20 protein-coding genes and 1 pseudogene are annotated in these 23,122 nt (G+C 51.7%); 12 read left to right on the plus strand and 9 right to left on the minus strand.

Annotated features, from left to right (window positions below; genetic code table 11):
- Positions 1–2: 2 nt before the first annotated feature.
- Genes sirB2 through hemA form a run of 4 tightly spaced genes read right to left on the minus strand, consistent with a single transcriptional unit; the run spans position 3 to position 3,605 of the window.
- Positions 3–395 (minus strand): invasion regulator SirB2, encoded by a 393-nt coding sequence (gene sirB2 / locus OGV75_RS17680; RefSeq protein ID WP_053389598.1) that lies wholly within the window; start codon positions 393–395, stop codon positions 3–5.
- Entirely contained in the window at positions 392–1,225 is an 834-nt protein-coding gene (prmC, locus tag OGV75_RS17685) for a peptide chain release factor N(5)-glutamine methyltransferase (protein ID WP_286480966.1), read from the minus strand. The genes sirB2 and prmC overlap by 4 nt, the downstream gene beginning before the upstream one ends.
- Positions 1,225–2,307: a peptide chain release factor 1 gene (prfA, locus tag OGV75_RS17690; RefSeq protein WP_101700523.1), complete on the minus strand. Its 1,083-nt coding sequence runs from the start codon at positions 2,305–2,307 to the stop codon at positions 1,225–1,227. Before prfA ends, prmC begins: the two co-directional genes overlap by 1 nt.
- 41 nt (positions 2,308–2,348) lie before the next feature.
- Entirely contained in the window at positions 2,349–3,605 is a 1,257-nt protein-coding gene (gene hemA, locus OGV75_RS17695; RefSeq protein ID WP_016153294.1) for a glutamyl-tRNA reductase, read from the minus strand.
- A 211-nt stretch (positions 3,606–3,816) separates the two neighbouring features.
- On the opposite strand from hemA, the gene lolB reads away from it, so the two are divergent.
- The 4 genes from lolB (at position 3,817) to dauA (ending at position 8,260) form a co-directional block, all read left to right on the plus strand.
- The gene (gene lolB / locus OGV75_RS17700; RefSeq protein ID WP_053389608.1) at positions 3,817–4,440 is read left to right on the plus strand and encodes a lipoprotein insertase outer membrane protein LolB; all 624 of its coding nucleotides are present in this window, start codon (positions 3,817–3,819) and stop codon (positions 4,438–4,440) included.
- On the plus strand, positions 4,437–5,288 hold the full coding sequence (gene ispE, locus OGV75_RS17705; RefSeq protein WP_047498056.1) for a 4-(cytidine 5'-diphospho)-2-C-methyl-D-erythritol kinase: 852 nt from the start codon (positions 4,437–4,439) through the stop codon (positions 5,286–5,288). Before lolB ends, ispE begins: the two co-directional genes overlap by 4 nt.
- Positions 5,289–5,505: 217 nt before the next feature.
- The gene (gene prs, locus OGV75_RS17710) at positions 5,506–6,453 is read left to right on the plus strand and encodes a ribose-phosphate diphosphokinase (RefSeq protein WP_001518537.1); all 948 of its coding nucleotides are present in this window, start codon (positions 5,506–5,508) and stop codon (positions 6,451–6,453) included.
- A 124-nt stretch (positions 6,454–6,577) separates the two neighbouring features.
- Positions 6,578–8,260, plus strand: a complete 1,683-nt coding sequence (gene dauA / locus OGV75_RS17715) for a C4-dicarboxylic acid transporter DauA (RefSeq protein WP_029139565.1) — start codon at positions 6,578–6,580, stop codon at positions 8,258–8,260.
- A gap of 97 nt (positions 8,261–8,357) precedes the next feature.
- On the opposite strand, the gene OGV75_RS17720 is transcribed toward dauA, so the two are convergent.
- Together OGV75_RS17720 and OGV75_RS17725 are read right to left on the minus strand one after the other, a co-directional pair.
- Positions 8,358–9,821 (minus strand): pyridoxal phosphate-dependent decarboxylase family protein, encoded by a 1,464-nt coding sequence (locus OGV75_RS17720; protein ID WP_016156743.1) that lies wholly within the window; start codon positions 9,819–9,821, stop codon positions 8,358–8,360.
- A gap of 15 nt (positions 9,822–9,836) precedes the next feature.
- Positions 9,837–11,222 carry a diaminobutyrate--2-oxoglutarate transaminase gene (locus OGV75_RS17725; protein ID WP_286480967.1) on the minus strand — a complete coding sequence of 462 codons (1,386 nt, stop codon included), beginning with the start codon at positions 11,220–11,222 and terminating at the stop codon, positions 9,837–9,839.
- A gap of 611 nt (positions 11,223–11,833) precedes the next feature.
- Between OGV75_RS17725 and lysC the strand changes: the two genes are divergently transcribed.
- A complete protein-coding gene (gene lysC, locus OGV75_RS17730; RefSeq protein WP_181599191.1) occupies positions 11,834–13,195 on the plus strand; it encodes a lysine-sensitive aspartokinase 3 in 1,362 nt (453 codons plus the stop codon).
- A 124-nt stretch (positions 13,196–13,319) separates the two neighbouring features.
- Here lysC and ychH read toward each other — a convergent pair whose 3' ends face one another.
- A complete protein-coding gene (gene ychH / locus OGV75_RS17735) occupies positions 13,320–13,601 on the minus strand; it encodes a stress-induced protein YchH (RefSeq protein ID WP_016153301.1) in 282 nt (93 codons plus the stop codon).
- A gap of 274 nt (positions 13,602–13,875) precedes the next feature.
- Here ychH and pth point away from each other — a divergent pair, with 274 nt between their 5' ends.
- The 3 genes and pseudogenes from pth to OGV75_RS17750 all read left to right on the plus strand — a co-directional run.
- Complete coding sequence (gene pth, locus OGV75_RS17740; RefSeq protein ID WP_046275292.1) at positions 13,876–14,460, plus strand: aminoacyl-tRNA hydrolase; 585 nt, start codon at positions 13,876–13,878, stop codon at positions 14,458–14,460.
- A 115-nt stretch (positions 14,461–14,575) separates the two neighbouring features.
- A complete protein-coding gene (ychF, locus tag OGV75_RS17745) occupies positions 14,576–15,670 on the plus strand; it encodes a redox-regulated ATPase YchF (RefSeq protein WP_016153303.1) in 1,095 nt (364 codons plus the stop codon).
- A gap of 221 nt (positions 15,671–15,891) precedes the next feature.
- A pseudogene (locus OGV75_RS17750) lies at positions 15,892–16,554 on the plus strand (tyrosine-type recombinase/integrase); the annotation flags it as partial.
- Positions 16,555–17,200: 646 nt separating this feature from the next.
- Here OGV75_RS17750 and OGV75_RS17755 read toward each other — a convergent pair.
- Together OGV75_RS17755 and OGV75_RS17760 are read right to left on the minus strand one after the other, a co-directional pair.
- Positions 17,201–17,596 carry a VOC family protein gene (locus tag OGV75_RS17755; protein WP_047358262.1) on the minus strand — a complete coding sequence of 132 codons (396 nt, stop codon included), beginning with the start codon at positions 17,594–17,596 and terminating at the stop codon, positions 17,201–17,203.
- 668 nt (positions 17,597–18,264) lie between these two features.
- Entirely contained in the window at positions 18,265–19,314 is a 1,050-nt protein-coding gene (locus OGV75_RS17760) for an alpha/beta hydrolase (protein WP_286480968.1), read from the minus strand.
- Positions 19,315–19,533: 219 nt separating this feature from the next.
- Here OGV75_RS17760 and OGV75_RS17765 point away from each other — a divergent pair, with 219 nt between their 5' ends.
- The 4 genes from OGV75_RS17765 (at position 19,534) to OGV75_RS17780 (ending at position 23,119) form a co-directional block, all read left to right on the plus strand.
- On the plus strand, positions 19,534–20,214 hold the full coding sequence (locus tag OGV75_RS17765) for a heavy metal response regulator transcription factor (RefSeq protein WP_016156746.1): 681 nt from the start codon (positions 19,534–19,536) through the stop codon (positions 20,212–20,214).
- A 15-nt stretch (positions 20,215–20,229) separates the two neighbouring features.
- A complete protein-coding gene (locus OGV75_RS17770) occupies positions 20,230–21,699 on the plus strand; it encodes a heavy metal sensor histidine kinase (RefSeq protein WP_286480969.1) in 1,470 nt (489 codons plus the stop codon).
- Positions 21,700–21,769: 70 nt separating this feature from the next.
- Complete coding sequence (locus OGV75_RS17775; RefSeq protein ID WP_046275297.1) at positions 21,770–22,420, plus strand: flavodoxin; 651 nt, start codon at positions 21,770–21,772, stop codon at positions 22,418–22,420.
- A 51-nt stretch (positions 22,421–22,471) separates the two neighbouring features.
- On the plus strand, positions 22,472–23,119 hold the full coding sequence (locus OGV75_RS17780; protein ID WP_286480970.1) for a DUF4405 domain-containing protein: 648 nt from the start codon (positions 22,472–22,474) through the stop codon (positions 23,117–23,119).
- Positions 23,120–23,122: the final 3 nt, after the last annotated feature.

Genomic DNA, 23,122 nt, shown 5'->3' on the forward strand with positions numbered 1-23,122 from the left:
GCTTACCCCAGTAACGGTATTTTTGTGGTGGCGAGTTTAATGATGATGTACAGCACCACCAGCGCCAGCGGAAATGCGACTAATCGCGCCTGCTGACTGCGCGCCCGACGATTATCGAGCGCAATAAAACCCAAAACGATGTAAATGATAACCCCAAACAGCTTTTCAGTCAGCCATGTCCCGTGCTCAGTGAATGGCAGGATGTGCGCTTTAACCATTAGCGCCACGCCGCTGAGTAATAAAACGGTATCCACAACCGGTGGCACAATGCGCGTCCAGCGTGCGCAGGCAAGACGCGAGTCGGTGTAACGCCACCAAAAACGCAGCGTCAGCAAGCCAACGGAAAGCGCAATACTGATGAGATGAATGTTGAGTAACACACTGAAGGTACTCATGATGGGATGCGTCCAAGCGTAATTCGCTCGTTGCCGCCATAATCACGGCAGGTTTCAACCGCCTGGTAACCCGCACGAGTAAAGACGTCCCGGACGGCCTGCCCCTGCTGCCAGCCATGTTCCAGCAACAGATAGCCGCCGGGCGTTAACACGCGCTGAGACTGGTCAATGATATGCACAATATCCGCCAGTCCCCGATCGCCCGCCACCAGTGCCGACAAAGGTTCAAAGCGTACATCGCCTTGCGCCAGGTGCGGATCCTGTTCGTCGATATACGGCGGATTACTGACAATCATGTCAAACTGCTGTCCCTGCAAAGCGCTGAACCAGTTGCTTTGCAGCACGCAAACATTGTCGATGCCGAGATGCTGTTTGTTGCGAGTGGCCAGCGCAACAGCATCCGGCATGCGGTCAACCGCCGTTACTGCGCAATCCGGACGCTCGGTTGCCAGCGCCAGCGCAATGGCGCCCGTGCCGGTTCCCAAGTCGAGAATGCGGCACGCTGAGGTCGGCAGGCGAGCCAGCGCCTGTTCCACCAGACACTCAGTATCCGGACGAGGGATAAGCGTAGCCGGAGACACAAACAGCGGCAGCGACCAGAACTCCCGCACGCCGGTTAAATGCGCCACCGGCTCACCCTGCAGACGGCGCTCCAGTAATGTGTCGAGCTGTTGACGCTGCGCCTCGGTTAATACCGTTTCACCGAAAGCCAAAATAAAGGTGCGTCCCTTACCGGTAACAAACTCGAGCAAAATCTCGGCGTCACGGCGCGGGCTTTCACTTGCCTGTAATTGACTTATCGCTTCACGCAGCCAGTGCTGATAATCCATTAATCCTGCTCGGACAACGCCGCCAGTTGGTCGGCCTGGTATTCCTGGACAATTGGCTCAATGAGCATATCCAGTTTGCCTTCCATCGCTTCATCCAGACGGTAGAGCGTCAGGTTAATGCGGTGATCGGTCACGCGACCCTGCGGGAAATTATAGGTACGGTTGCGATCGCTGCGATCGCCACTGCCCAACAGATTGCGACGCTCAGAGGCTTCTGCCTGTTGACGTCTTGCCACTTCGGCGGCACGAATTCGCGCCCCCAGCACCGACATCGCTTTCGCTTTGTTTTTATGCTGCGAACGTTCGTCCTGGCATTCCACTACGATACCGGTCGGCAAGTGGGTAATACGGATTGCGGAGTCGGTGGTGTTAACGTGCTGACCCCCTGCGCCTGATGAGCGGAAGGTATCAATACGCAGATCGGCCGGGTTGATGTCCGGCAGTTCGGCATCTGGTAGTTCCGGCATGACCGCGACCGTACAGGCAGAAGTGTGAATACGGCCCTGTGACTCCGTCGCAGGTACGCGCTGCACACGATGCCCACCGGACTCAAATTTCAGTCGACCGTACACGCCTTCACCGCTAATTTTGGCAATGACTTCTTTAAACCCGCCATGTTCGCCTTCGCTGGCGCTCATGATCTCTACCCGCCAGCGACGCGATTCAGCGTAACGGCTGTACATGCGGAACAGATCGCCGGCAAACAGCGCGGCCTCATCACCACCGGTTCCCGCACGCACTTCGAGGAAGGCGTTACGTTCGTCATCAGGATCTTTAGGCAACAGCAGAACCTGCAGATGTTGCTCCAGCTGCTCGCATTTATCTTTTGCTTCACGCAGTTCATCCTGCGCCATTTCACGCATTTCAGGATCGTCGAGCATCATCTGAGCCGTCTCGATATCTTCCTGAACCTGTCGCCAGTCCGTAAAACAGCGAGATACATCGCTTAATTGCGCATATTCGCGCGACAGTGCACGAAAGCGTTCCTGGTCTGCGATAGTACCCGCATCCCCGAGCAGCGCCTGAACTTCTTCATGGCGTTCATGCAGGGCTTCCAGTTTGGCAACGATAGAAGGCTTCATAGGCGTAAATGCACCCTGTAAAAAATAAGATTGGTGTGCTGCTACTCCAGCCCGAGGCTGTCGCGCAGAATATTCAGGCGTTCACTATCCCCGTCACGGGCGGCCTGTTGAAGTGATTTGGTTGGTGCATGGATCAAGCGGTTGGTCAGTTTCCAGGCCAGATCCTGCATAATGGCTTGCGCATCACCACCCTGTTGAAGAGCAGCCAACGCTTTGGCAGTCAGTTCATCACGGATCTGTTCTGACTGACTGCGATACTCGCGGATAGTTTCACTTGCGCCCTGAGCGCGTAGCCAGGCCATAAATTCGCTGGTTTCCTGCGCCACAATGGTTTCGGCTTCCACGGCCGCCGCTTTGCGCTGGGCCAGGTTATGCGAAATGATGCTTTGCAGGTCGTCAACGCTGTACAGATAGGCGTTGGACAACTTACCCACTTCCGGCTCGACATCGCGCGGTACGGCGATATCCACCAGCAGCATAGGTTGATTACGGCGATTTTTAAGCGCGCGCTCCACCATTCCTTTGCCGATAATCGGCAGCGGGCTGGCGGTAGAACTGATAATAATATCGGCATCCTGTAAACGCGCGTCGATATCACTCAGCGAAATCACTTCGGCGCCGACTTCATCCGCCAGCACTTGCGCCCGCTCGCGGGTACGGTTGGCGATGATCATCTTCTTCACTTGATGCTCACGCAGGTGTCGCGCCACCAGCTCAATGGTTTCGCCTGCGCCCACTAACAGCACGGTCACCGTGGAGAGCGATTCAAATATCTGCCGCGCCAGCGTACAGGCGGCAAAAGCCACGGACACGGCGCTGGCACCGATGTCTGTTTCTGTACGTACACGTTTAGCGACAGAGAATGATTTCTGGAACATGCGCTCCAGCGCACTGGCGTTCAGGTGACCTTTTTGCGAATCCGCAAAAGCTTTTTTCACCTGCCCCAGAATCTGCGGTTCACCAAGCACCAGCGAATCCAGACCGCTGGCAACACGCATCAAATGGCTGACGGCGTCGTTGTCCTGGTGCCAGTACAGGCTATTGCGCAAGTCTTCTTCATTAAGATTATGGTAATCGCACAGCCAGCGAACCAGCGCTTCTTGCAGGTTATCCTGCTCTTCAACGCTGAGATACAGTTCCGTACGGTTACACGTCGACAGCACCACCCCGCCCTGCACCATTGGCTGCGCAAGCAGGCTGTCCAGCGCCTGATCGAGCGTATCCGGCGAAAACGTTACGCGTTCTCGCAGCGATACAGGTGCCGTTTTATGGTTAATACCAAGCGCTAAAAGGGTCATGTGTGCGGGAATAGTACCAGCGTTGATAAGGTTAGACTGGGTGCATCATACAGGATGCGTGCGGTCAATAAAAGAGACTGCCCCCTTTTGGAGTAATAGCTTAGTGCACAAATTTGAGCGATTTAAGATAACTTGAACGTAGACGATGTATGATGGCGGCGCTAGCATTAAGAGTTATAACTGCAACGTATCTCAAGGATTTGTCATCATTATGACCCTGCCTGATTTTCGCCTGATTCGCCTGCTGCCGCTCGCGGCCCTGGCTCTTACCGCCTGTACGCTCAACGCGCCGAAAGGTCCCGGCAAAAGCCCTGACTCTCCACAATGGCGCCAGCACCAGCAGGAAGTACGCGCCCTGAACCAATATCAGACGCGCGGTGCGTTTGCGTATATTTCCGATCAACAGAAAGTCTATGCCCGCTTTTTCTGGCAACAAACCGGACAAGATCGCTACCGTCTCCTGCTGACCAATCCCCTGGGCAGCACTGAACTGGAACTCAATGCCCAGCCGGGCAACGTCGAACTTGTCGATAACAAAGGCAAGCACTACACCGCTGACGACGCCGAAGAGATGATTGGTAAGTTGACCGGCATGCCTATTCCATTGAACAGCCTGCGCCAGTGGATCCTTGGCCTGCCGGGAGACGCCAGCGATTACAAACTCGACGACCAGTATCGTCTGAGTGAAGTGAACTACAGCAAAGACGGTAAAAACTGGAAAGTGGTCTATAGCGCCTACGACAGCAAAATTCAGCCTGCGATGCCGGCAAACATGGAACTGTCTGACGGCGATCAGCGTATTAAGCTGAAAATGGATAACTGGATTGTGAAATGATGACCCACTGGCCCTCTCCGGCAAAACTGAATCTGTTTTTATACATCACCGGGCAGCGTGCGGACGGTTATCACACTTTGCAAACGCTATTCCAGTTTCTTGATTATGGCGACACGTTAGGTATTGCGCTGCGTGGCGACGGCGAAATCCGCCTGTTAACGCCGGTGGAAGGCGTTGCACATGAAGACAATCTCATTGTCCGTGCGGCGCGCTTGCTGATGAAGGCGGCGTCTGAAAGCGATCGCCTTCCCAAAGGGAGCGGCGCCGACATCAGTATCGAAAAACGCCTGCCGATGGGCGGCGGTCTTGGCGGAGGTTCGTCGAATGCGGCTACCGTCCTGGTGGCGCTGAATCACCTTTGGCAGTGCGGACTTTCGGTTGATGAACTGGCAGGACTCGGCTTAACGCTGGGGGCGGACGTTCCCGTATTCGTGCGCGGCCATGCGGCCTTTGCTGAAGGCGTAGGTGAAATTCTGACCCCGGTCGAGCCAGAGGAAAAATGGTATCTGGTCGCCCACCCGGGAGTCAGTATTCCGACGCCGGTGATTTTTAAAGATCCCGACCTCCCGCGCAACACGCCAAAAAGGTCAATAAAAACGTTACTAAAATGTGAATTCAGCAATGATTGCGAGGTTATCGCAAGAAAACGTTTTCGCGAGGTTGATGCGGCGCTTTCCTGGCTGTTAGAATACGCGCCGTCGCGCCTGACTGGTACAGGGGCTTGTGTCTTTGCTGAATTTGACACTGAGTCTCGTGCTCGCCAGGTGCTTGAGCAAGCCCCGGAATGGCTCAAAGGCTTTGTGGCGAAAGGTGTCAACCTCTCCCCATTGCACAGAGCGCTACTCTAAATCGTTCGGGTTTCAGGAAGATGGCAAAATATGCCAGCATACATGAAACGTGAAAGATGACGAGTAAGCCGGGCAAGCTGAGTTGCGGTGACAACGTCACCCTGTTCCAGACGTTGCATCGCGCTCTTTAATACACCGCATGGAGAGGATACTGCCTGGCCCGCACAGTTTTCGGCAGATTCTTTCCACCAATGGACGCATGCCTGAGGTTCTTCTCGTGCCTGATATGAAGCTTTTTGCTGGTAACGCCACCCCGGAACTAGCACAACGTATTGCCAACCGCCTGTACACTTCACTCGGCGACGCCGCTGTAGGTCGCTTTAGCGACGGCGAAGTCAGCGTACAAATTAATGAAAATGTACGCGGTGGTGATATTTTCATCATCCAGTCCACTTGTGCCCCTACTAACGACAACCTGATGGAATTGGTCGTTATGGTTGATGCGCTGCGCCGTGCTTCCGCAGGCCGTATCACCGCCGTTATTCCTTACTTCGGCTATGCACGTCAGGATCGTCGCGTACGTTCCGCTCGTGTACCGATTACTGCTAAAGTCGTCGCTGATTTCCTGTCCAGCGTTGGCGTTGACCGCGTCCTCACCGTTGACCTGCATGCTGAACAGATCCAGGGCTTCTTTGACGTACCGGTTGATAACGTATTCGGTAGCCCGATCCTGTTAGAAGACATGCTGCAGCTGAATCTGGACAATCCGATTGTGGTTTCTCCGGACATCGGTGGCGTCGTGCGTGCCCGCGCTATCGCTAAACTGCTGAACGATACCGACATGGCTATCATCGACAAACGACGCCCGCGCGCGAACGTTTCTCAGGTGATGCACATTATTGGTGACGTTGCAGGTCGTGACTGCGTGCTGGTTGATGATATGATCGATACCGGCGGTACGCTGTGTAAAGCAGCAGAAGCACTGAAAGAACGTGGTGCAAAACGCGTATTTGCTTACGCTACCCACCCGATCTTCTCAGGTAATGCGGCAAACAACCTGCGCAATTCAGTGATTGATGAAGTCGTTGTCTGTGACACGATTCCACTGACTGACGAAATCAAAGCACTGCCAAACGTGCGTACATTGACCCTGTCGGGTATGCTGGCCGAAGCGATTCGTCGTATCAGCAACGAAGAATCCATCTCTGCTATGTTCGAGCATTAATCGAGCCCGGCTCAAAAACCCGCTGCGGCGGGTTTTTTTATCTGCAACATCTATTTGTATGACTTATGCCTCCTTCACCTGCCATTTAGTTGACAGATGATGCGCTCATGGATGAAACATTATTGTGAACAGATTATTTTCCTCACATGTGATGCCTTTCCGCGCCCTCATCGACGCTTGTTGGAAAGAAAAATATACCGCTTCTCGCTTTACCCGCGACCTGATCGCTGGGATAACCGTTGGGATCATTGCCATTCCGCTGGCGATGGCCCTGGCAATAGGCAGTGGCGTGGCGCCGCAGTACGGCTTGTATACCTCAGCCGTGGCTGGGATTGTTATCGCCCTTACCGGGGGTTCACGTTTTAGCGTATCTGGACCAACCGCCGCTTTCGTGGTGATTCTGTATCCGGTGTCGCAACAGTTTGGGCTGGCAGGCCTGCTGGTCGCAACGCTAATGTCCGGGATATTTCTGATCCTTTTCGGCCTCGCCCGTTTTGGTCGCCTGATCGAATATATCCCGGTATCCGTTACGTTAGGTTTTACATCGGGTATTGGTATCACCATCGGTACCATGCAGATTAAAGATTTTCTCGGTCTGCAAATGGCCCATGTCCCGGAGCACTACCTGCAAAAGGTCGGCGCGCTGTTTATGGCCCTGCCAACCCTCAACGTTGGCGATGCCGCAATTGGCGTGGTGACGCTGGGGATCCTGATTTTCTGGCCGCGTCTGGGGATCCGACTGCCGGGCCACCTTCCTGCGCTGCTGGCAGGCTGTGCGGTAATGGGGATTGTGAACCTGACCGGCGGCCATGTCGCCACCATCGGTTCTCAGTTCCACTACATTCTGGCTGATGGCTCGCAGGGTAACGGTATCCCGCAATTGCTGCCGCAACTGGTATTACCGTGGGACATGCCGGAGTCAAACTTTACCCTGAGCTGGAGTTCGTTACAGGCGCTGTTACCAGCCGCCTTCTCCATGGCGATGCTCGGGGCGATTGAATCTCTACTGTGCGCCGTCGTACTTGATGGGATGACTGGCACCAAGCATAAAGCCAACAGTGAGCTGATTGGCCAGGGCCTGGGTAACATCGTGGCACCGTTCTTCGGTGGTATCACCGCCACGGCGGCAATTGCCCGTTCTGCGGCAAACGTCCGCGCCGGGGCGACCTCACCAATTTCAGCGGTCATCCACGCGATTCTGGTGATCCTTGCCCTGCTGGTGCTTGCGCCGCTGCTTTCCTGGTTACCGCTTTCCGCCATGGCCGCCCTGCTGCTGATGGTGGCATGGAACATGAGTGAAGCGCATAAAGTGGTGGATCTGCTGCGTCATGCGCCAAAAGACGACATCATTGTCATGCTTATGTGTATGTCGCTGACGGTGCTATTCGACATGGTGATCGCCATCAGCGTCGGTATCGTTCTCGCCTCCCTGCTGTTTATGCGTCGTATCGCGCGCATGACGCGTCTGGCGCCGGTCAACGTAGACGTACCTGACGATGTGCTGGTACTGCGCGTTATTGGCCCACTTTTCTTTGCCGCTGCGGAGGGATTATTTACCGATCTCGAATCACGTATCGCAGGTAAACGTATCGTGGTCTTGAAGTGGGATGCGGTCCCGGTACTGGATGCCGGTGGTCTGGACGCTTTCCAGCGTTTTGTAAAACGCCTCCCGGAAGGATGTGAACTGCGGATCAGTAATCTGGAATTCCAGCCGTTACGTACCATGGCGCGCGCGGGCATTCAGCCGATTGCCGGACGCCTGACGTTCTTCCCGAATAAAGACGCCGCGCTGGCAGATATCAGCTGACGTGTAGCCCAGCCAGGCGAAGCGCCGCCGGACTACAAATGACAGGCAAAAAAATGGCTTCCGTGTGTGGGAGCCATTTTTATAATCAGCTTATTGCTTACGCGTTCAGCAGTTGCTCAGCTGTCGCTTTCACGCTTGCCAGCAGGACTTTGACATCCTCCAGACACACCGTTGGGTTCAGCAGCGTCAGCTTCAGGCAGGTTACGCCATCTGCTTCGGTCACGCCAACATTGGCGCTACCAGAAGCCAGCAGAACGTCGCCAATACGCTGGTTCAACAGCGCAACGAACGCCATGTCGTCACTGTGCGGACGGAAACGGAATAGCACGCTTGCCAGCTGCGGCTCCATCACCAGTTCCAGGTGTGGCTGAGTTTTCACAAACGCAGCCACATCACGCGCCAGCGTTACGCCGTTATCAATGATTTCGGCATACTGCTTTTTGCCCAGCGCTTCGAGACCCATCCACAGCTTCAGCGCGTCAAAACGGCGCGTGGTCTGCAGCGATTTCGACACCAGATTCGGTACGCCCGCCTCTTCATCGAAATCAGAGTTCAGGTACGCCGCCTGGTAACGCATCAGCTCGTAATGACGCGCGTCTTTCAGCAGGAACGCGCCGCAGCTGATGGTCTGGAAGAACTGTTTGTGGAAGTCCAGCGTCACGGAATCCGCCAGTTCAAGGCCGTTCAGGAAGTGACGATACTGCTCAGAAAGCAGTAACGCCCCGCCCCATGCTGCATCCACATGCATCCAGATCTGGTGTTCTGCCGCCAGCGCCGCAATGTCCGCTAACGGGTCGATTGCACCCGCATCGGTAGTACCAGCAGTGGCGACAATCGCCATCACCTGTTCGCCGTTGGCTTTCGCCTGGGCCAGCTTGTCTTTCAGGTCAGCCAGATCCATGCGTGAGAACGCATCGGTCTTCACCTGGGTGACGGAACGGTAACCCAGCCCCATCAGCGCCATGTTCTTCTGTACGGAGAAGTGCGCGCTTTCAGAGCAAAATACTTTGATTTTGCTCAGGTCGCCGGTCAGACCATTCTGCTGAATGGAATGCCCCTGGCGGGCAAAAAAGGCGTCGCGCGCCAGCATCAGGCCCATCAGGTTGCTCTGGGTGCCGCCGCTGGTGAACACGCCCGCGTCGCCTGCCGCATAGCCCACCTGCTCACGCAACCATTCGATCAGTTTGATCTCAATGATGGTCGCCGACGGGCTCTGATCCCAGGAGTCCATACTCTGGTTGGTGGCGTTGATCAGCACTTCTGCCGCCTGGCTAATCACCAGGCTCGGGCAGTGCAGGTGCGCCACGCACTGCGCATGGTGAACCAACAAGCTGTCTTTCAGAAAGTATTCAACCGCACGCTCAATAGCGGCCTGGTTGCCCAGGCCCTGAGACGTAAAATTCAGGTTGATACGTTCGCGCAGTTGCTCAACGGTTTTGCCCTGATACATCTCAGGTTGCTTCAACCATTCAACGACCGCTTGCGTACTCTGCTCGATAGCGTCCTGGTAGGCAGCGATGCTTTGTGCCGAGCCGGACAGAATCGGGTTTACGTCTGACATTCGATCCAACTCCGTTTAAACCGGCTTCACGCCAGCGCCCAGCAGGGCATTTTCGAATTTATCGAGGAAAATCTCCAGCTCTGCGTTGGTGATCAACAGAGACGGCAGCAGACGCAGTACGCAACCGTTACGGCCGCCACGCTCCAGAATCAGGCCGTTTTCGAAACATTTTTTCTGCAGCAGCGCGGAAAGCTCGCCATCGGCCGGGTAGCAGCCCATGTGATCCTGCGCTTCGTTCGGCTTAACGATTTCCAGACCAATCATCAGGCCCAGACCACGTACCTGGCCGATAACCGGGTAACGTTTCTGCAGGTCAGTCAGTTTGCCTTTCAGCCACTCGCCCTGGGCAGCAACTTTATCGGCAATCTTGTCGTCTTTGAGGATTTTCAGCGTTGTCAAACCGGTCGCCATCGCCAGTTGGTTGCCGCGGAAGGTGCCAGTGTGATGGCCCGGAGCCCACGCATCGAACTGCTTTTTAATGCCCAGTACCGCCAGTGGCAGACCGCCGCCAACCGCTTTGGACATCACGATGATATCCGGCTCAATACCGGCGTGTTCGAAGGCGAACAGTTTACCCGTGCGCGCGAAGCCAGCCTGAACTTCATCGATAATCAGCAGAATGCCGTGTTCCTGGGTCACTTTACGAATACGCTGCAGCCACTCGATCGGAGCCGGGTTTACCCCGCCTTCGCCCTGCACCGCTTCGAGGATCACGGCAGCCGGTTTACGCACGCCGCTCTCAACGTCGTTGATCAGGTTTTCGAAGTAGTAGGTCAATGCTTTGACGCCAGCGTCGCCGCCGATACCCAGCGGGCAACGGTACTGATGTGGATACGGCATAAACTGCACTTCCGCTATCATGTTGCTGACGGCTTCTTTCGGCGACAAGTTGCCGGTCACGGACAGCGCGCCGTGGGTCATCCCGTGGTAGCCACCGGAGAAGCTGATGATGCTGGAACGGCCGGTAACTTTCTTCGCCAGCTTTAGCGCCGCTTCAACGGCATCGGCACCGGACGGCCCGGTGAACTGCAGGCAATACTCTTTGCCCTGGCCCGGTAATAAAGAAAGTAAATACGATGAGAATTCATCTTTTAACGGTGTGGTAAGGTCAAGCGTATGTAACGGTAAGCCGCTTGTGATGACACTTTGAATGCTCTGCAGCACTTCAGGATGATTATGACCAAGCGCCAGGGTTCCGGCACCTGCCAGGCAATCAAGATATTGATTATTTTCTACGTCAGTAATCCAGACGCCCTGCGCTTTAGCAATCGCTAATGGCAGTTTACGTGGATAGCTGCGGACATTAGATTCAAACTCAGCCTGTCTTGCTAAAAAGGTATCATTGCTCTGTGGTAATGAATTAGCACTTAAAGTATCAATACGGACTTTATCCGTCATCATATCACTCCTACAACCAGGTGTAGATTAACGCCTGATTGAATAAATGGTTATAAGGGTTACCTGTAAAAAAGCGCGGCTAATATATGTTGTTTTAGCCCTGGACTCAATCATTTATTTTTCAACACATTTAGCGGGTGTTTTTTCTTTATAATTCAAAGTGTAACAGCCACTCTTCATTACGAAATCCTAAAGAAATATATCTATTTAATTAACAATTACCGTAGCCAATTGCAACGCATACGATGTTATAAAAACCATGGAATTTTCATGCTTTTATTATTTTTTTACACGTTTTTACCATTAATAATGTACGCGTTTTCTTGTTACGACATGATTTTTCACTTATTTGTCGATAAATCGAATAAAAAAGTCGATCCCTAAATATAAATCACTTAGTATGGCGCGCTTATTTGCAGGCTATGTAAATAAAATTAATGCGCAGCACCCGGTAACGCGTACAGGCGACACGCGTTTTCGACAACAGGAATTCCCTGGGTTGTCAGCAGAAATGTTCGCGGGCGGACATTTCGTAAGGCGAACACCGTTTCCCCTTATGCCGAGAATGAAAATTTTCTAGCCATACTTTTATGGCGCCCTGATATGAGATTGTTATGACTCGCATTTATCCACCATCCGTCGTTGCCAAATTTGGCGGCACCAGCGTCGCTGATTTTGATGCGATGAACCGAAGCGCCAGCATTGTCCTTGCTGATCAAGATGTCCGTTTAGTCGTACTGTCTGCTTCAGCAGGCGTTACAAACTTACTGGTCGAGCTTTCTGAAGGTCTGGAAACGCATCAACAATTAGATAAGCTTGAGACCTTACGCGCCATCCAATACAACATTATTTCCCGCCTGAAGCAGCCGTCCGTTATCAGCACGGAAATCGATAATCTTCTCAACAACATCCGCCATCTTGCACAAACGGCGACCGTTTCACCGTCTGATGCGCTAAGCGATGAATTGGTCAGTCACGGCGAGCTGATGTCCTCTTTACTGTTTACTGAAGTCTTACGTGAACGGCATGCCGAGGCCGGGTGGTTTGACGCCCGCAGCGTGATGCGTACCAACTCGAGTTTCGGCTGCGCCGAACCCGAACTCAGTACCCTGCACCACCTGGTGGAGACTCACCTGCGCCCTCGTCTTGAGCAAGCGATTATGGTGACCCAGGGGTTTATCGGCCGGGATGCCGCAGGGCATACCACTACGCTGGGACGCGGTGGTAGTGATTACACGGCGACGCTTCTCGGTGAGGCGCTTCACGCCGCACGCGTGGACATCTGGACCGATGTCGCAGGCATCTACACCACCGATCCGCGCATTGCGCCGCGGGCCAAACGGATTGACCACATCTCATTTTCCGAGGCCAGCGATATGGCCGCCTTCGGTGCGAAGGTCCTCCACCCGGCTGCGCTGCTTCCGGCAATGCGTAAAAGCATTCCGGTCTTTGTTGGCTCAAGTAAGGATACGGCTGCCGGTGGTACGCTGGTGCATAACACCACCGACAACCCACCTCGCTATCGTGCGCTTGCCGTGCGCCGTAAACAGACGCTGTTGCGATTACATAGTCTGGAGACACAACCGTCCGGTTCTTTCCTGGCGCAGTCCTTCGCCATTTTAGCTCGCCACGCGGTCACGGTGGATTTGGTTACAACTTCAGAGAACAGTATTGCGCTGGCGCTGGACGCGACTCACGCAACCTCAGGTGAAGATCATATACTGACCAGCGCATTGTTTACCGCATTGTCCTCCCACTGTCGTGTGGAAGTGGAAACCGGACTGGCATTGGTGACTTTGGTGGGGAATCGGCTGACTCAGGCGGCGGGAGTTTGCAAAGACGTTTTTGCCTGGCTTGAAGGGCAAACGGTGCGAATGATTTGCCACGGAGCGTCAAATGACAACCTGTGTTTCCTGTTGCCCGCTGAAGACGCGGATAGCGCGGTTAAAACGTTACATTATCGGTTATTCGAATAACGTTTCTTATATTCCGTAGCGAATATAAAAGTGCGTTCTATGCAAGGATAATGAACAAGCAGAGTCCTGGTTTTTCAACCAGGACTTTGTATTCAAACCGCAGCCCTCTCTGCCGGGAAACGATTTAGTTATGACGATGAGTGGTATCACCGCGACGACAGCGTTTGTCATAATGGCGTACCCACCAGTAACGGTCACTGATTTGCTCGTGCCCGCCCACTCTGGCTCCCGCCAACCACAGAACACCACCTACAAAAATACTGAGCACGGCACCATGTGCGAAAAACTGTGGCAGATTAAATTGCGGCAATTGGTTTAAAATAGAGTAACCAACCCCCCCCACCATCACCACCAACCCTAAAGCCATGAGCACGTTACCGAGTAACGAAGCGTTTTTGCGTTTCATGTGTCACCTCCGGAACTTTGGGTTGCTACAGGGAATACCCCTAATCCTTATGTGTAAAGTATAGACAACACTGCCGTTCGCAAGTGCGGGAGCGATCACAATTACAAACACTCGCGCAACAAAACTTTACAAATAAGCTACTGAACATACTCAATTTCTAATAGTCCATTTGTGCAATTATTCAGTTTTTGGCGATTAGAACGCAGTTTTTTGTCAAGAGCAGCGTCAGACAGTAAACTACACGTCGTTTATGGAAACACTCAGGACAAAACACGTGACGATTAAATTGATTGTCGGCCTGGCGAACCCCGGCGCAGAGTATGCGGCAACGCGACATAACGCAGGCGCATGGTATGTCGATTTACTGGCAGAGAGATTACGCGCGCCCCTGCGTGATGAGCCGAAATTCTTCGGCTACACCTCCAGAGTAACGCTCGAAGGGGAAGATGTCCGTTTGCTGGTACCGACCACATTTATGAATCTCAGCGGCAAGGCAGTGAGTGCGATGGCCAGTTTTTATCGTATCAACCCCGATGAAATTTTGGTCGCGCATGACGAATTAGACCTGCCGCCTGGCGTGGCAAAATTTAAGCTCGGTGGCGGTCATGGCGGACATAATGGCCTGAAAGACATCATCAGCAAGTTGGGCAATAACCCCAACTTTCATCGTTTACGCGTGGGAATTGGTCATCCGGGTGATAAAAACAAAGTTGTCGGATTTGTTTTAGGCAAACCGCCTGTTTCAGAACAGAAGTTAATTGATGAAGCAATTGACGAAGCGGCACGTTGTACCGAGATTTTATTCAAAGATGGCCTGACCAAGGCAACGAGCCGGTTACACACCTTTAAAGCGCAATAAGCAGCGATGTGCGGCATTTTTCTCGCGTGCTGTGTATAATAGGCAGAGTTATTTACTTTTCTACAATCTGTTTTCCATAACAGGTTGAATATCAAAAGATTAAGGTGATTTAAACATGGGATTCAAATGCGGTATCGTCGGTTTGCCAAACGTAGGCAAATCCACCCTGTTCAACGCGCTCACAAAAGCGGGTATTGAAGCGGCAAACTTCCCGTTCTGTACTATCGAGCCGAACACAGGTGTTGTCCCGATGCCCGATCCGCGTCTGGATCAGTTGGCCGAAATCGTCAAACCGCAGCGTATCCTGCCAACAACGATGGAATTCGTCGACATTGCCGGTCTGGTAAAAGGCGCGTCCAAAGGCGAAGGTCTGGGTAACCAGTTCCTGACTAACATCCGTGAAACCGAAGCTATCGGCCACGTGGTTCGCTGCTTTGAAAACGACAACATCATCCACGTTAATAACAAAGTGGATCCGGCTGACGACATTGAGGTTATCAATACCGAACTGGCGCTGTCTGACCTGGATACCTGTGAGCGCGCTATCCATCGCGTACAGAAGAAGGCTAAAGGCGGCGATAAAGACGCTAAAGCGGAACTGGCTGCACTGGAAAAATGCCTGCCACAGCTGGAAAACGCTGGCATGCTGCGTGCGTTGAAAACGCTGACCGATGAAGACAAAGCGGCTATCAAATACCTGAGCTTCCTGACGTTGAAGCCAACGATGTATATCGCCAACGTCAACGAAGACGGTTTTGAAAACAACCCATACCTCGATAAAGTGCGTGAAATCGCCGCAGCTGAAGGCTCCGTGGTTGTTGCAGTTTGCGCTGCCGTTGAAGCTGACATCGCAGAACTCGATGATGCTGACCGTGAAGAATTCATGGCTGAAATGGGTCTGGAAGAACCTGGTCTGAACCGCGTTATCCGCGCTGGTTACGAACTGCTGAACCTGCAGACCTACTTCACCGCTGGCGTGAAAGAAGTTCGTGCATGGACCATTCCTGTTGGCGCAACGGCTCCGCAGGCGGCGGGTAAAATTCATACTGACTTCGAGAAAGGCTTTATCCGCGCACAAACCATCGCGTTTGAAGATTTCATCACCTATAAAGGTGAACAAGGCGCGAAAGAAGCCGGTAAGATGCGTGCAGAAGGTAAAGATTACATCGTTAAAGATGGTGATGTGATGAACTTCCTGTTCAACGTCTAAATAAAACTTCTCGTCTCATGAGGTTTCATCAAATCTCATGAATATCGAAAAAGTCTATAAAATCCACGCAATTGCGTGGATTTTCTCATTTCATAGAGTGTAAATCCATCTCGTAACGACACAGTCAAAAATGAGTACGTGGATGAGCACAACATTCTGCCATCTTCATTTTTAGTGGATACGATAACGGTATAATAAACAAACAAGGCTCGTTAGGTTCACTGATACGCACTGCCAAGCCTAAAGAAAAACTCTATCGTCTCAATGACTTCAACGGTCTCTACCTCGAAGTGAAACCCAATGGCAAAAAGGCATGGTGCTATCGGTTTAGACTCAACGGTAAATCCAGCATGTTTGCGCTAGGTGAGAACCCGACAGTCAAACTTGCCGAAGCCCACGAGAAATGCGAGCAAGCGCGAAAGCAGGTCGCGGATGGAGTTAGCCCAACACAGGCTCGTCAGTTAGATAAGATTCGCAAGGTCAACGACGCATCCAACACCTTTGAGCTAATCGCAAAAGAGTGGTTGCAGATGAAAGACTGGGCCGAAATCACCAAAACGCGCCGACTTGATATGCTTGAACGAGTAGTTTTTCCCGCAACCGGTAAGCTCCCAGTCAGAGAGATCACTCCACACCACATCCTTAAAATTCTTCAGGAAACGGCTAAGCGCGGCGCTCCGACCGTTGCCGCTGAAGCTCGTCGAACCATTTCATCAGTTTTCGAGTTAGCAGTCGCGACACTTAGAGCTGATAGTGATCCTGTCTGGCCTGTGCGCAAGGCCCTCCCCGCCAATAAGACACAGCACAAACAGGCACTGAATCCTCAGCAAATCGGAAAGTTATTAAGCTGTTTTGACGATATCATAGGGTCAAAGACCATAAGCCTCAGCGAGCTTCTCGCTGGCCCAAAATAAGCGTAGCGTTCACGGGTGATGGTCAGTGCACGTTCAAAAAAGCCTGACGGTTACCTGGTTGGCAGCGGCGACGGTTAAATACGAGTGTCTTAATCAATGGGAAACCGGTCACAACAGCTCTGTTCGTGTTTATGTAATCTCATTCTTGAATTAAGACGTTATTAAGCGTAAGCAAAGAATATAATGGGATGCGCATCAATCACATCATTACAATTCACCTTTAGTAGAAATAAAAGGGATTTTGCGAATTTAGCTAAAGGTGGTTAAGTAATAAGTGAATTAGCTCAGTTATATTATCAGGTGATAATAACCATTATTTGCAAGTAAAGAGTTAAAGTCGAAATTGCAATTTTCTGCAGGTAGACCAATGACGCTTTCTTTTGGCATCCGAAATTTTTATATTTCCGATCCAGAGGGGAATCTACTTGAAATAGGAAGCACGAATGAGAAGTTAGGGGGCACATGACGGAGCAGTTGCAGGCATGCTGACCTCAGCTATACAGAGGTGTCATATATGCGATAGCCAAAACGTCTGCAGTCCCCAACGAGTTTAGTGTTGGTCCGGATAACCGTGTATCAACAGTCGGGTGTTATGCCTCAAGTAATGACACCCCTGTTAGCCTCCAAGCGGCGTAAATAACTCAATCAAGTTTTCCTCCGGATCGTACAGATGAACCACTCTCACACCCCATTCTGGCATATCCATTGGCTCGTTAATGAATTTAATCCCTTTTAACGAATAGGCCTCAAAGCTTTCATCTACATTATCAACCTCGAAACAAACCATTGATTTTTCGCGATATATTATCGATTTATCTCTGTCAGCATTTCCAATAATTGGTGCCATCAGATCAGAAGTAAAGATAGCAAGGCCTTCTATACCTTCAGCGACTTTGAAGCTGGCATAGCAATCTTCAATATCCCAGACAGCTTCCAAACCAAGCTTCTGGGTGTAGAAATTGAAACATTTGCGGTAATCTTTGACTAACAGTCTTACATTGTTGAATTTCATATATTTTCCCTTATATATTACATAAACCACAAAACGCAAGTTTGAGCATCTGAGCGTGACTATTAATTTGGCTTATCAGAGATAAGCTCTGTCAAAATTCAGATATATCATCCTGGTGCTCCTTTGTATTCCTGAAAGTGCGATTATTCCAGTTCTGTTCCTGTATATTCTCTCATTGAGCTTATAGTTTGCGTTGACGACATCAGATTATAGCTTTTCTTAGCAAGTTAAAAGGTGTGTATCTGACTAATAGCACAAACGTGTTTGCATTTTCCCGCTGTGACCGTCCTGCAAGTAACCTGAAAGGCGTCGGGCATTAGTACTTAACGCCTTTAGTATTATTTTAAAGTTTTTTCCGACGAACAAGTCGCTTGAAGAGGAGAACGCCCGCCTCAAGAAGCTGCATGCTGAAGCCATGCTGGATAAGGAGGCACTCAATGCCGTAATGCTAAACCTAAAGTTGGCCTGTACCACGAAGTAAAACCTTACAGGAAAAAAATAATCCTCAGATGTCCCTGCCGTTTTATGAATTTCATTCATAGCGGCTATTTAATGTGCGTAATTATCTTTCCTCCCGACTTCGTTAGTCTTGGTCACATGCGGACACACTCATTATGTCCTGATATGACCAGCCTGAGTGGCTGGCCAAAGGTATCGTCTGATAGGGGTTAAATACTCTTATCGAAGAAGACGTCTAACTTTTGCAAAGCCTTGTCGACGTACTCAGGAACCCAATACGTCTCGATATGGGTAGCGCCATCGATCAGGAAGAGTTCTTTGTCTTTTGTACCGGTGGCTTTCGCAAACGCATCTTCCGTCATATAGAGCGTATCGGCTTTTGTACCAGCAATCATCAGCAGCGGTTTATTGATGAGATTGATATGGTCCGTAACGTCAAAACTCATCAAATCTAACAGGCTGCTTGTCGTGTATTTAAACGTAGAGTTCGGGTGCGCGTGAGTTTTCCAGTAGTACTCATAGCCCTGTCGATATAAGGCAAAAGGCAACTTAGCGATCTGTTCATCAGTCAGATTGGCATCACCGGAGTACAGGACTTCGCCTCCGGAAGCTTCCTGAGCACGTGCGTCAGAAGCCTGCTGAAGACGCTGCTGAATAGTATCCAGCTGTGAGTCCTGAAAACCGTTGCGGCGCACCAGGCCTGAATTAAACATGCTGATGGTTGCAATCGATTTAAACCGTTGATCCGTTTCGGCCGCAACAAGTGAATAACCGCCGCCTCCGCAAATACCCAGCAGACCGAGGCGGGAAGTATCCACTCCCGGATACTGGCTGATGTAGTCAGCCATGCCGTGGATATCCTCGATGCGATTAGCGGGTTTATCCACGCTGCGAGGCATCCCACCGCTCGCGCCCTGATAAGCCGCGTCGGCAGTAATCGTGATGTAGCCCTGCTCGGCGAGACGCTGGGCATACAAGCCTGCGACCTGCTCTTTTACGCCGCCATTCGGATGTGCAACCACCACGGCAGGGTATTTTTTGGCGGGATCGTAGTTAGCAGGGTTATAGACATTCGCAGCTATCTGAATGCCATGCAGATCGTACTTCACCGGATGAATGTTGACCTTGCCTTTGACGTTCTCAGTGATGGCACCGTCATAGGCCAGGGTGAATGGATTTTTTTTGTAATCAGCCGCATTGACTGAGGCGGCCCCGGTTATTGCCGTGAGCAGTATTGCAGTTAACAGATTGAATTTCATGGTCTCTCCCGATGAGTTTCAGGCTTGCGGATTTAAATGTGCAGACTCAGGTTAGAGAGAGAGGCCTGTCAGCATCGTGACAGGTAAATAACATTTTTGTCAGCAAGCAGGCAGAGATGGCTTCATGTTTCTGACAATGCTGTCAGGTAAGCGTCAGCTTTATGTTGGCAATCAAGAGGCAGAATAAGCCCGATTGAACAGTTAAGAGGAAATCCCGTTATGCGCCTGTTGCTAGTCGAAGATGAAGAAAAAACGTCAACCTATCTCAACCGTGCGTTGAGTGAATCGGGATTTACGGTAGATGTCTCTGCAGATGGCGCTGAAGGTCTTCATTACGCACTGGAGCTTGACTATGACGCGATAATCCTTGATGTGATGCTGCCGGGGATGGATGGCTACCGGGTACTTGAGGGGGTGCGAGCCGTCAAACAGACGCCGGTACTAATGCTCTCGGCCCGCGGTTCGGTCGACGAGCGCGTCAAAGGGCTTCGACTTGGCGCTGATGATTATCTCCCTAAGCCCTTTTCGCTGATTGAACTGGTGGCGCGCATTCAGGCACTGGTGCGTCGCCGCGCTACGGATGGCGCAGACATCACCCAGCTGCAAATTCACGATCTGCATCTCGACCTGCTGGCCCGCCGCGTATTTCGCGCCGGAACGCGACTGGAGTTGACCGCAAAAGAGTTTTCCCTGTTAAGTCTTCTCGCCCGGCATCAGGGGGAGATCCTGTCAAAAATGATGATTGCTGAGCAGATATGGGACATGAATTTTGACAGCGATGCCAATGTGGTTGAAGTCGCCATTAAACGTCTGCGAGCCAAAGTGGATACCCCGTTCGACGTCAAACTGTTACATACCGTTCGTGGCATGGGGTATGTCCTCGAAGTCCGGTCGGAATAAATGAAGAGGCTCAGCATGCCTAAACGTTCCATCTCCGTTCACCTGGCGCTGATGTTTGCCTTATCCGCGCTGCTGATTGTGTCCATTATCGGTATCTTGCTCAGAAGCTCCTTACATGACTCTTTGCAAAAGCAGATGCACAACGAACTGTTGTTCCGGGAATCATTAATGAGTCCGTGGATCGCCGCACGAACCTCGGCTGACGGCTGGTCGACGTTGGCTAATAAATTTACTCTGCTAACCAATTCTGAAGGTGAGCGCGTTCGCTACTGGATAGTGAGCGATAACCCGCGCTTTAGCATGGGGGGAATACCACCGGTGGGCGTTCAGTGGTCTTCTTTGCAGGAGGGATTTAATAAAGTGCCCGGCGCATCGGAAGGTGCATGCTCACTGTTCCTGTTAGTGAAAACCATCCCCGCCAACGGTGAAAGGCCTGAGCTGCGCTATGTGGTTGCCATCGACTCTACGCCGTATATGGGCACACTTGATGCGTTCACACGAACGCTGCTGATTATTGCCGCGCTGGGCGTACTGATTGTCGCCTTACTGGGATACGTTGTTTCACGGATTGGCCTGCGTCCGGTGGGCATGCTCAGTCAGCAGGCACAACACCTTGCACCAGGTGACCATGGCCAGCGCCTGAATACCTGCGCGTTGCCCGTAGAACTGCAGCAACTGGCATCATCATTTAACGGTGTGTTAGAGCGTCAGGAAATCGCCTGGCGACAGCTCGAGAGCTTTAATGCCGATGTTGCGCATGAACTTCGTACCCCGCTGACTAACCTGATCGGTCAGACGCAACTCGGGCTATCACGCCGACGTTCACAAGATGAACTGGAAGAGTTATTGGGTTCAAACCTTGAGGAACTTGAACGCATGACGTCGATAGTTAACGACATGCTGTTCCTGTCTCATGCGCACGCGGGTGAACATGCTTCCCAGCTTACGCAGGTGTCCCTGCGAGAAGAAACCCTGAAAACAGCGGAATATGTTGAACCCTCTTTTGCTGAAAAACAGCTTTTGCTGGAGGTTCAGGGCGACGTCACGGCGCATATCGACAGGCGGCTGTTTCACCGTTCACTGGCTAATTTGCTGGAAAATAGCGCCAGGCATTCCCCCTCCAATAGCACGGTTACGGTGCGCTTAAGCGAAAAAGGCAATCAAGCTTGTGTAGACGTTTCTAACCCTGGCGATCCGATAGCGCCAGAGCACTTACACCGGCTTTTCGAACGGTTCTATCGTGTTGACACCTCCCGAGCCAGGAGTGATACCCATCATGGGCTGGGCCTGTCGATTGTCCGTGCCGTCGCCATTATGCACCGGGGAGATGTCTTTGCCCGTAGCGAGAACGGTATCAATACCTTTGGCCTGACGTTTGCTAAACAGCCTGACGCTATCCGAATCGGGAGACTGATTTCAGAGACAAAATCGGGATCTCCGCGCGCAAAGACTTCTGACAAAATTGTCAGAGAGTCGTCAGTCTGATGTCAGGCTATCTGCGCCAGAATCACTGCTGATACTCACCACGGCTGATTGAAGGAATGAAACAGTGAGAATGAAAAAGGTATTTAGCGGGTTTCTGGCGATGATGGTCATGGGGCTTCTGGGGCAGCCCGCGTTCGCATCAGAGGATTCATCCGCACACGCCCGCACGCTGATTATCTACTTTTCACAGCCAGAGGAGATGAAACCTGGTGCCGTGGATGGTTTTTCCGGGGCCAGCGTATTACAAAAAAATACGCCGGAGACCGGCAGCACGCAGTTTATTGCGCAACTGATTCAGAAGCAGACTCACGGCGACCTGTTTCGCATTGAAACCGCCACTCCCTACCCTCGCCAGCATGATGCACTTTTGCGCGTTGCCGAAAAGGAACAGCAAACGAAAGCCAGACCCTCGCTAAAAACGCCGCTCCCTGACCTGAGCAGTTACGACACCATTTACGTCGGCTACCCCATCTGGTGGTATACCATGCCAATGGTGATATACAGCCTCTTTGAGCAAAATGACTTTGCAGGCAAAACGGTCGTTCCCTTTACCACCCATGGTGGCAGCAGGTTAGCCGACTCCCTGCGAGAAATTGCTCGCATGCAGCCACAGGCCAAATTAGTCACTCGTGCGCTCGCGATCTCGCGCAACGATATTTCAGCTCCTGACGTACCCGCGCAGGTTGAGCAATGGGTAAAACAAGTCCAGCCACAGCGTTAATCCCTCGACATGAAGAAAATTTATATTTTCCAGGTCATGCAGGATGCGCTGATGACGTTACTTCTGTTGGTATTGATGGGATTTCACCTTCACGGTGAAATTGTGCATGAATGGGCGGGTATTATTTTTACGCTGCTCATCATGCTGCATTTATATCTTAACCGGCATCGCTTGTGGTCACTGTCGCCCAATATTCCGTTAACCATGCTGGTAGTTAACAGAATCATTAATGCAGTGACATTCGTTGTCATTCTGACCGCGATTGTCTCGGGCATGATGCTGTCCCGACATATCCTTCTGGACCAGGCGTTCCACAACCCGGCGAGCTGGGTCAGGAAAGTACACATGACGTCGGTCCACTGGGGAATGCTCATTCTGGCGCTGCATATCGGGTTGCACTGGAAAATGCTGGCGACTTTTTTCTGCCGGGTCCTGAACATCTCCAGCAATTCATTCTATGCAAATGTCATGATGCCAGGAGTTTTTTCGCTAATCGCTCTACTGGGATTGTACGAATTACTAAACCGGGACTATCTCGATTATTTGTTGATAAAGGTCGATTTCTCCTTTTTCGATTACGATGAATCTGCCCTACTTTTTTATCTACGCTACCTGGCCATTATTGTTTTATTTTCATTAATTACACGGTTTTCGCTTTGGTGCCTTATTTTTAGAAAAGACAAAGCAGCGTCACCATAATAA

Source organism: Citrobacter sp. Cb028 (assembly GCF_030336705.1).
GTDB lineage: Bacteria > Pseudomonadota > Gammaproteobacteria > Enterobacterales > Enterobacteriaceae > Citrobacter > Citrobacter braakii.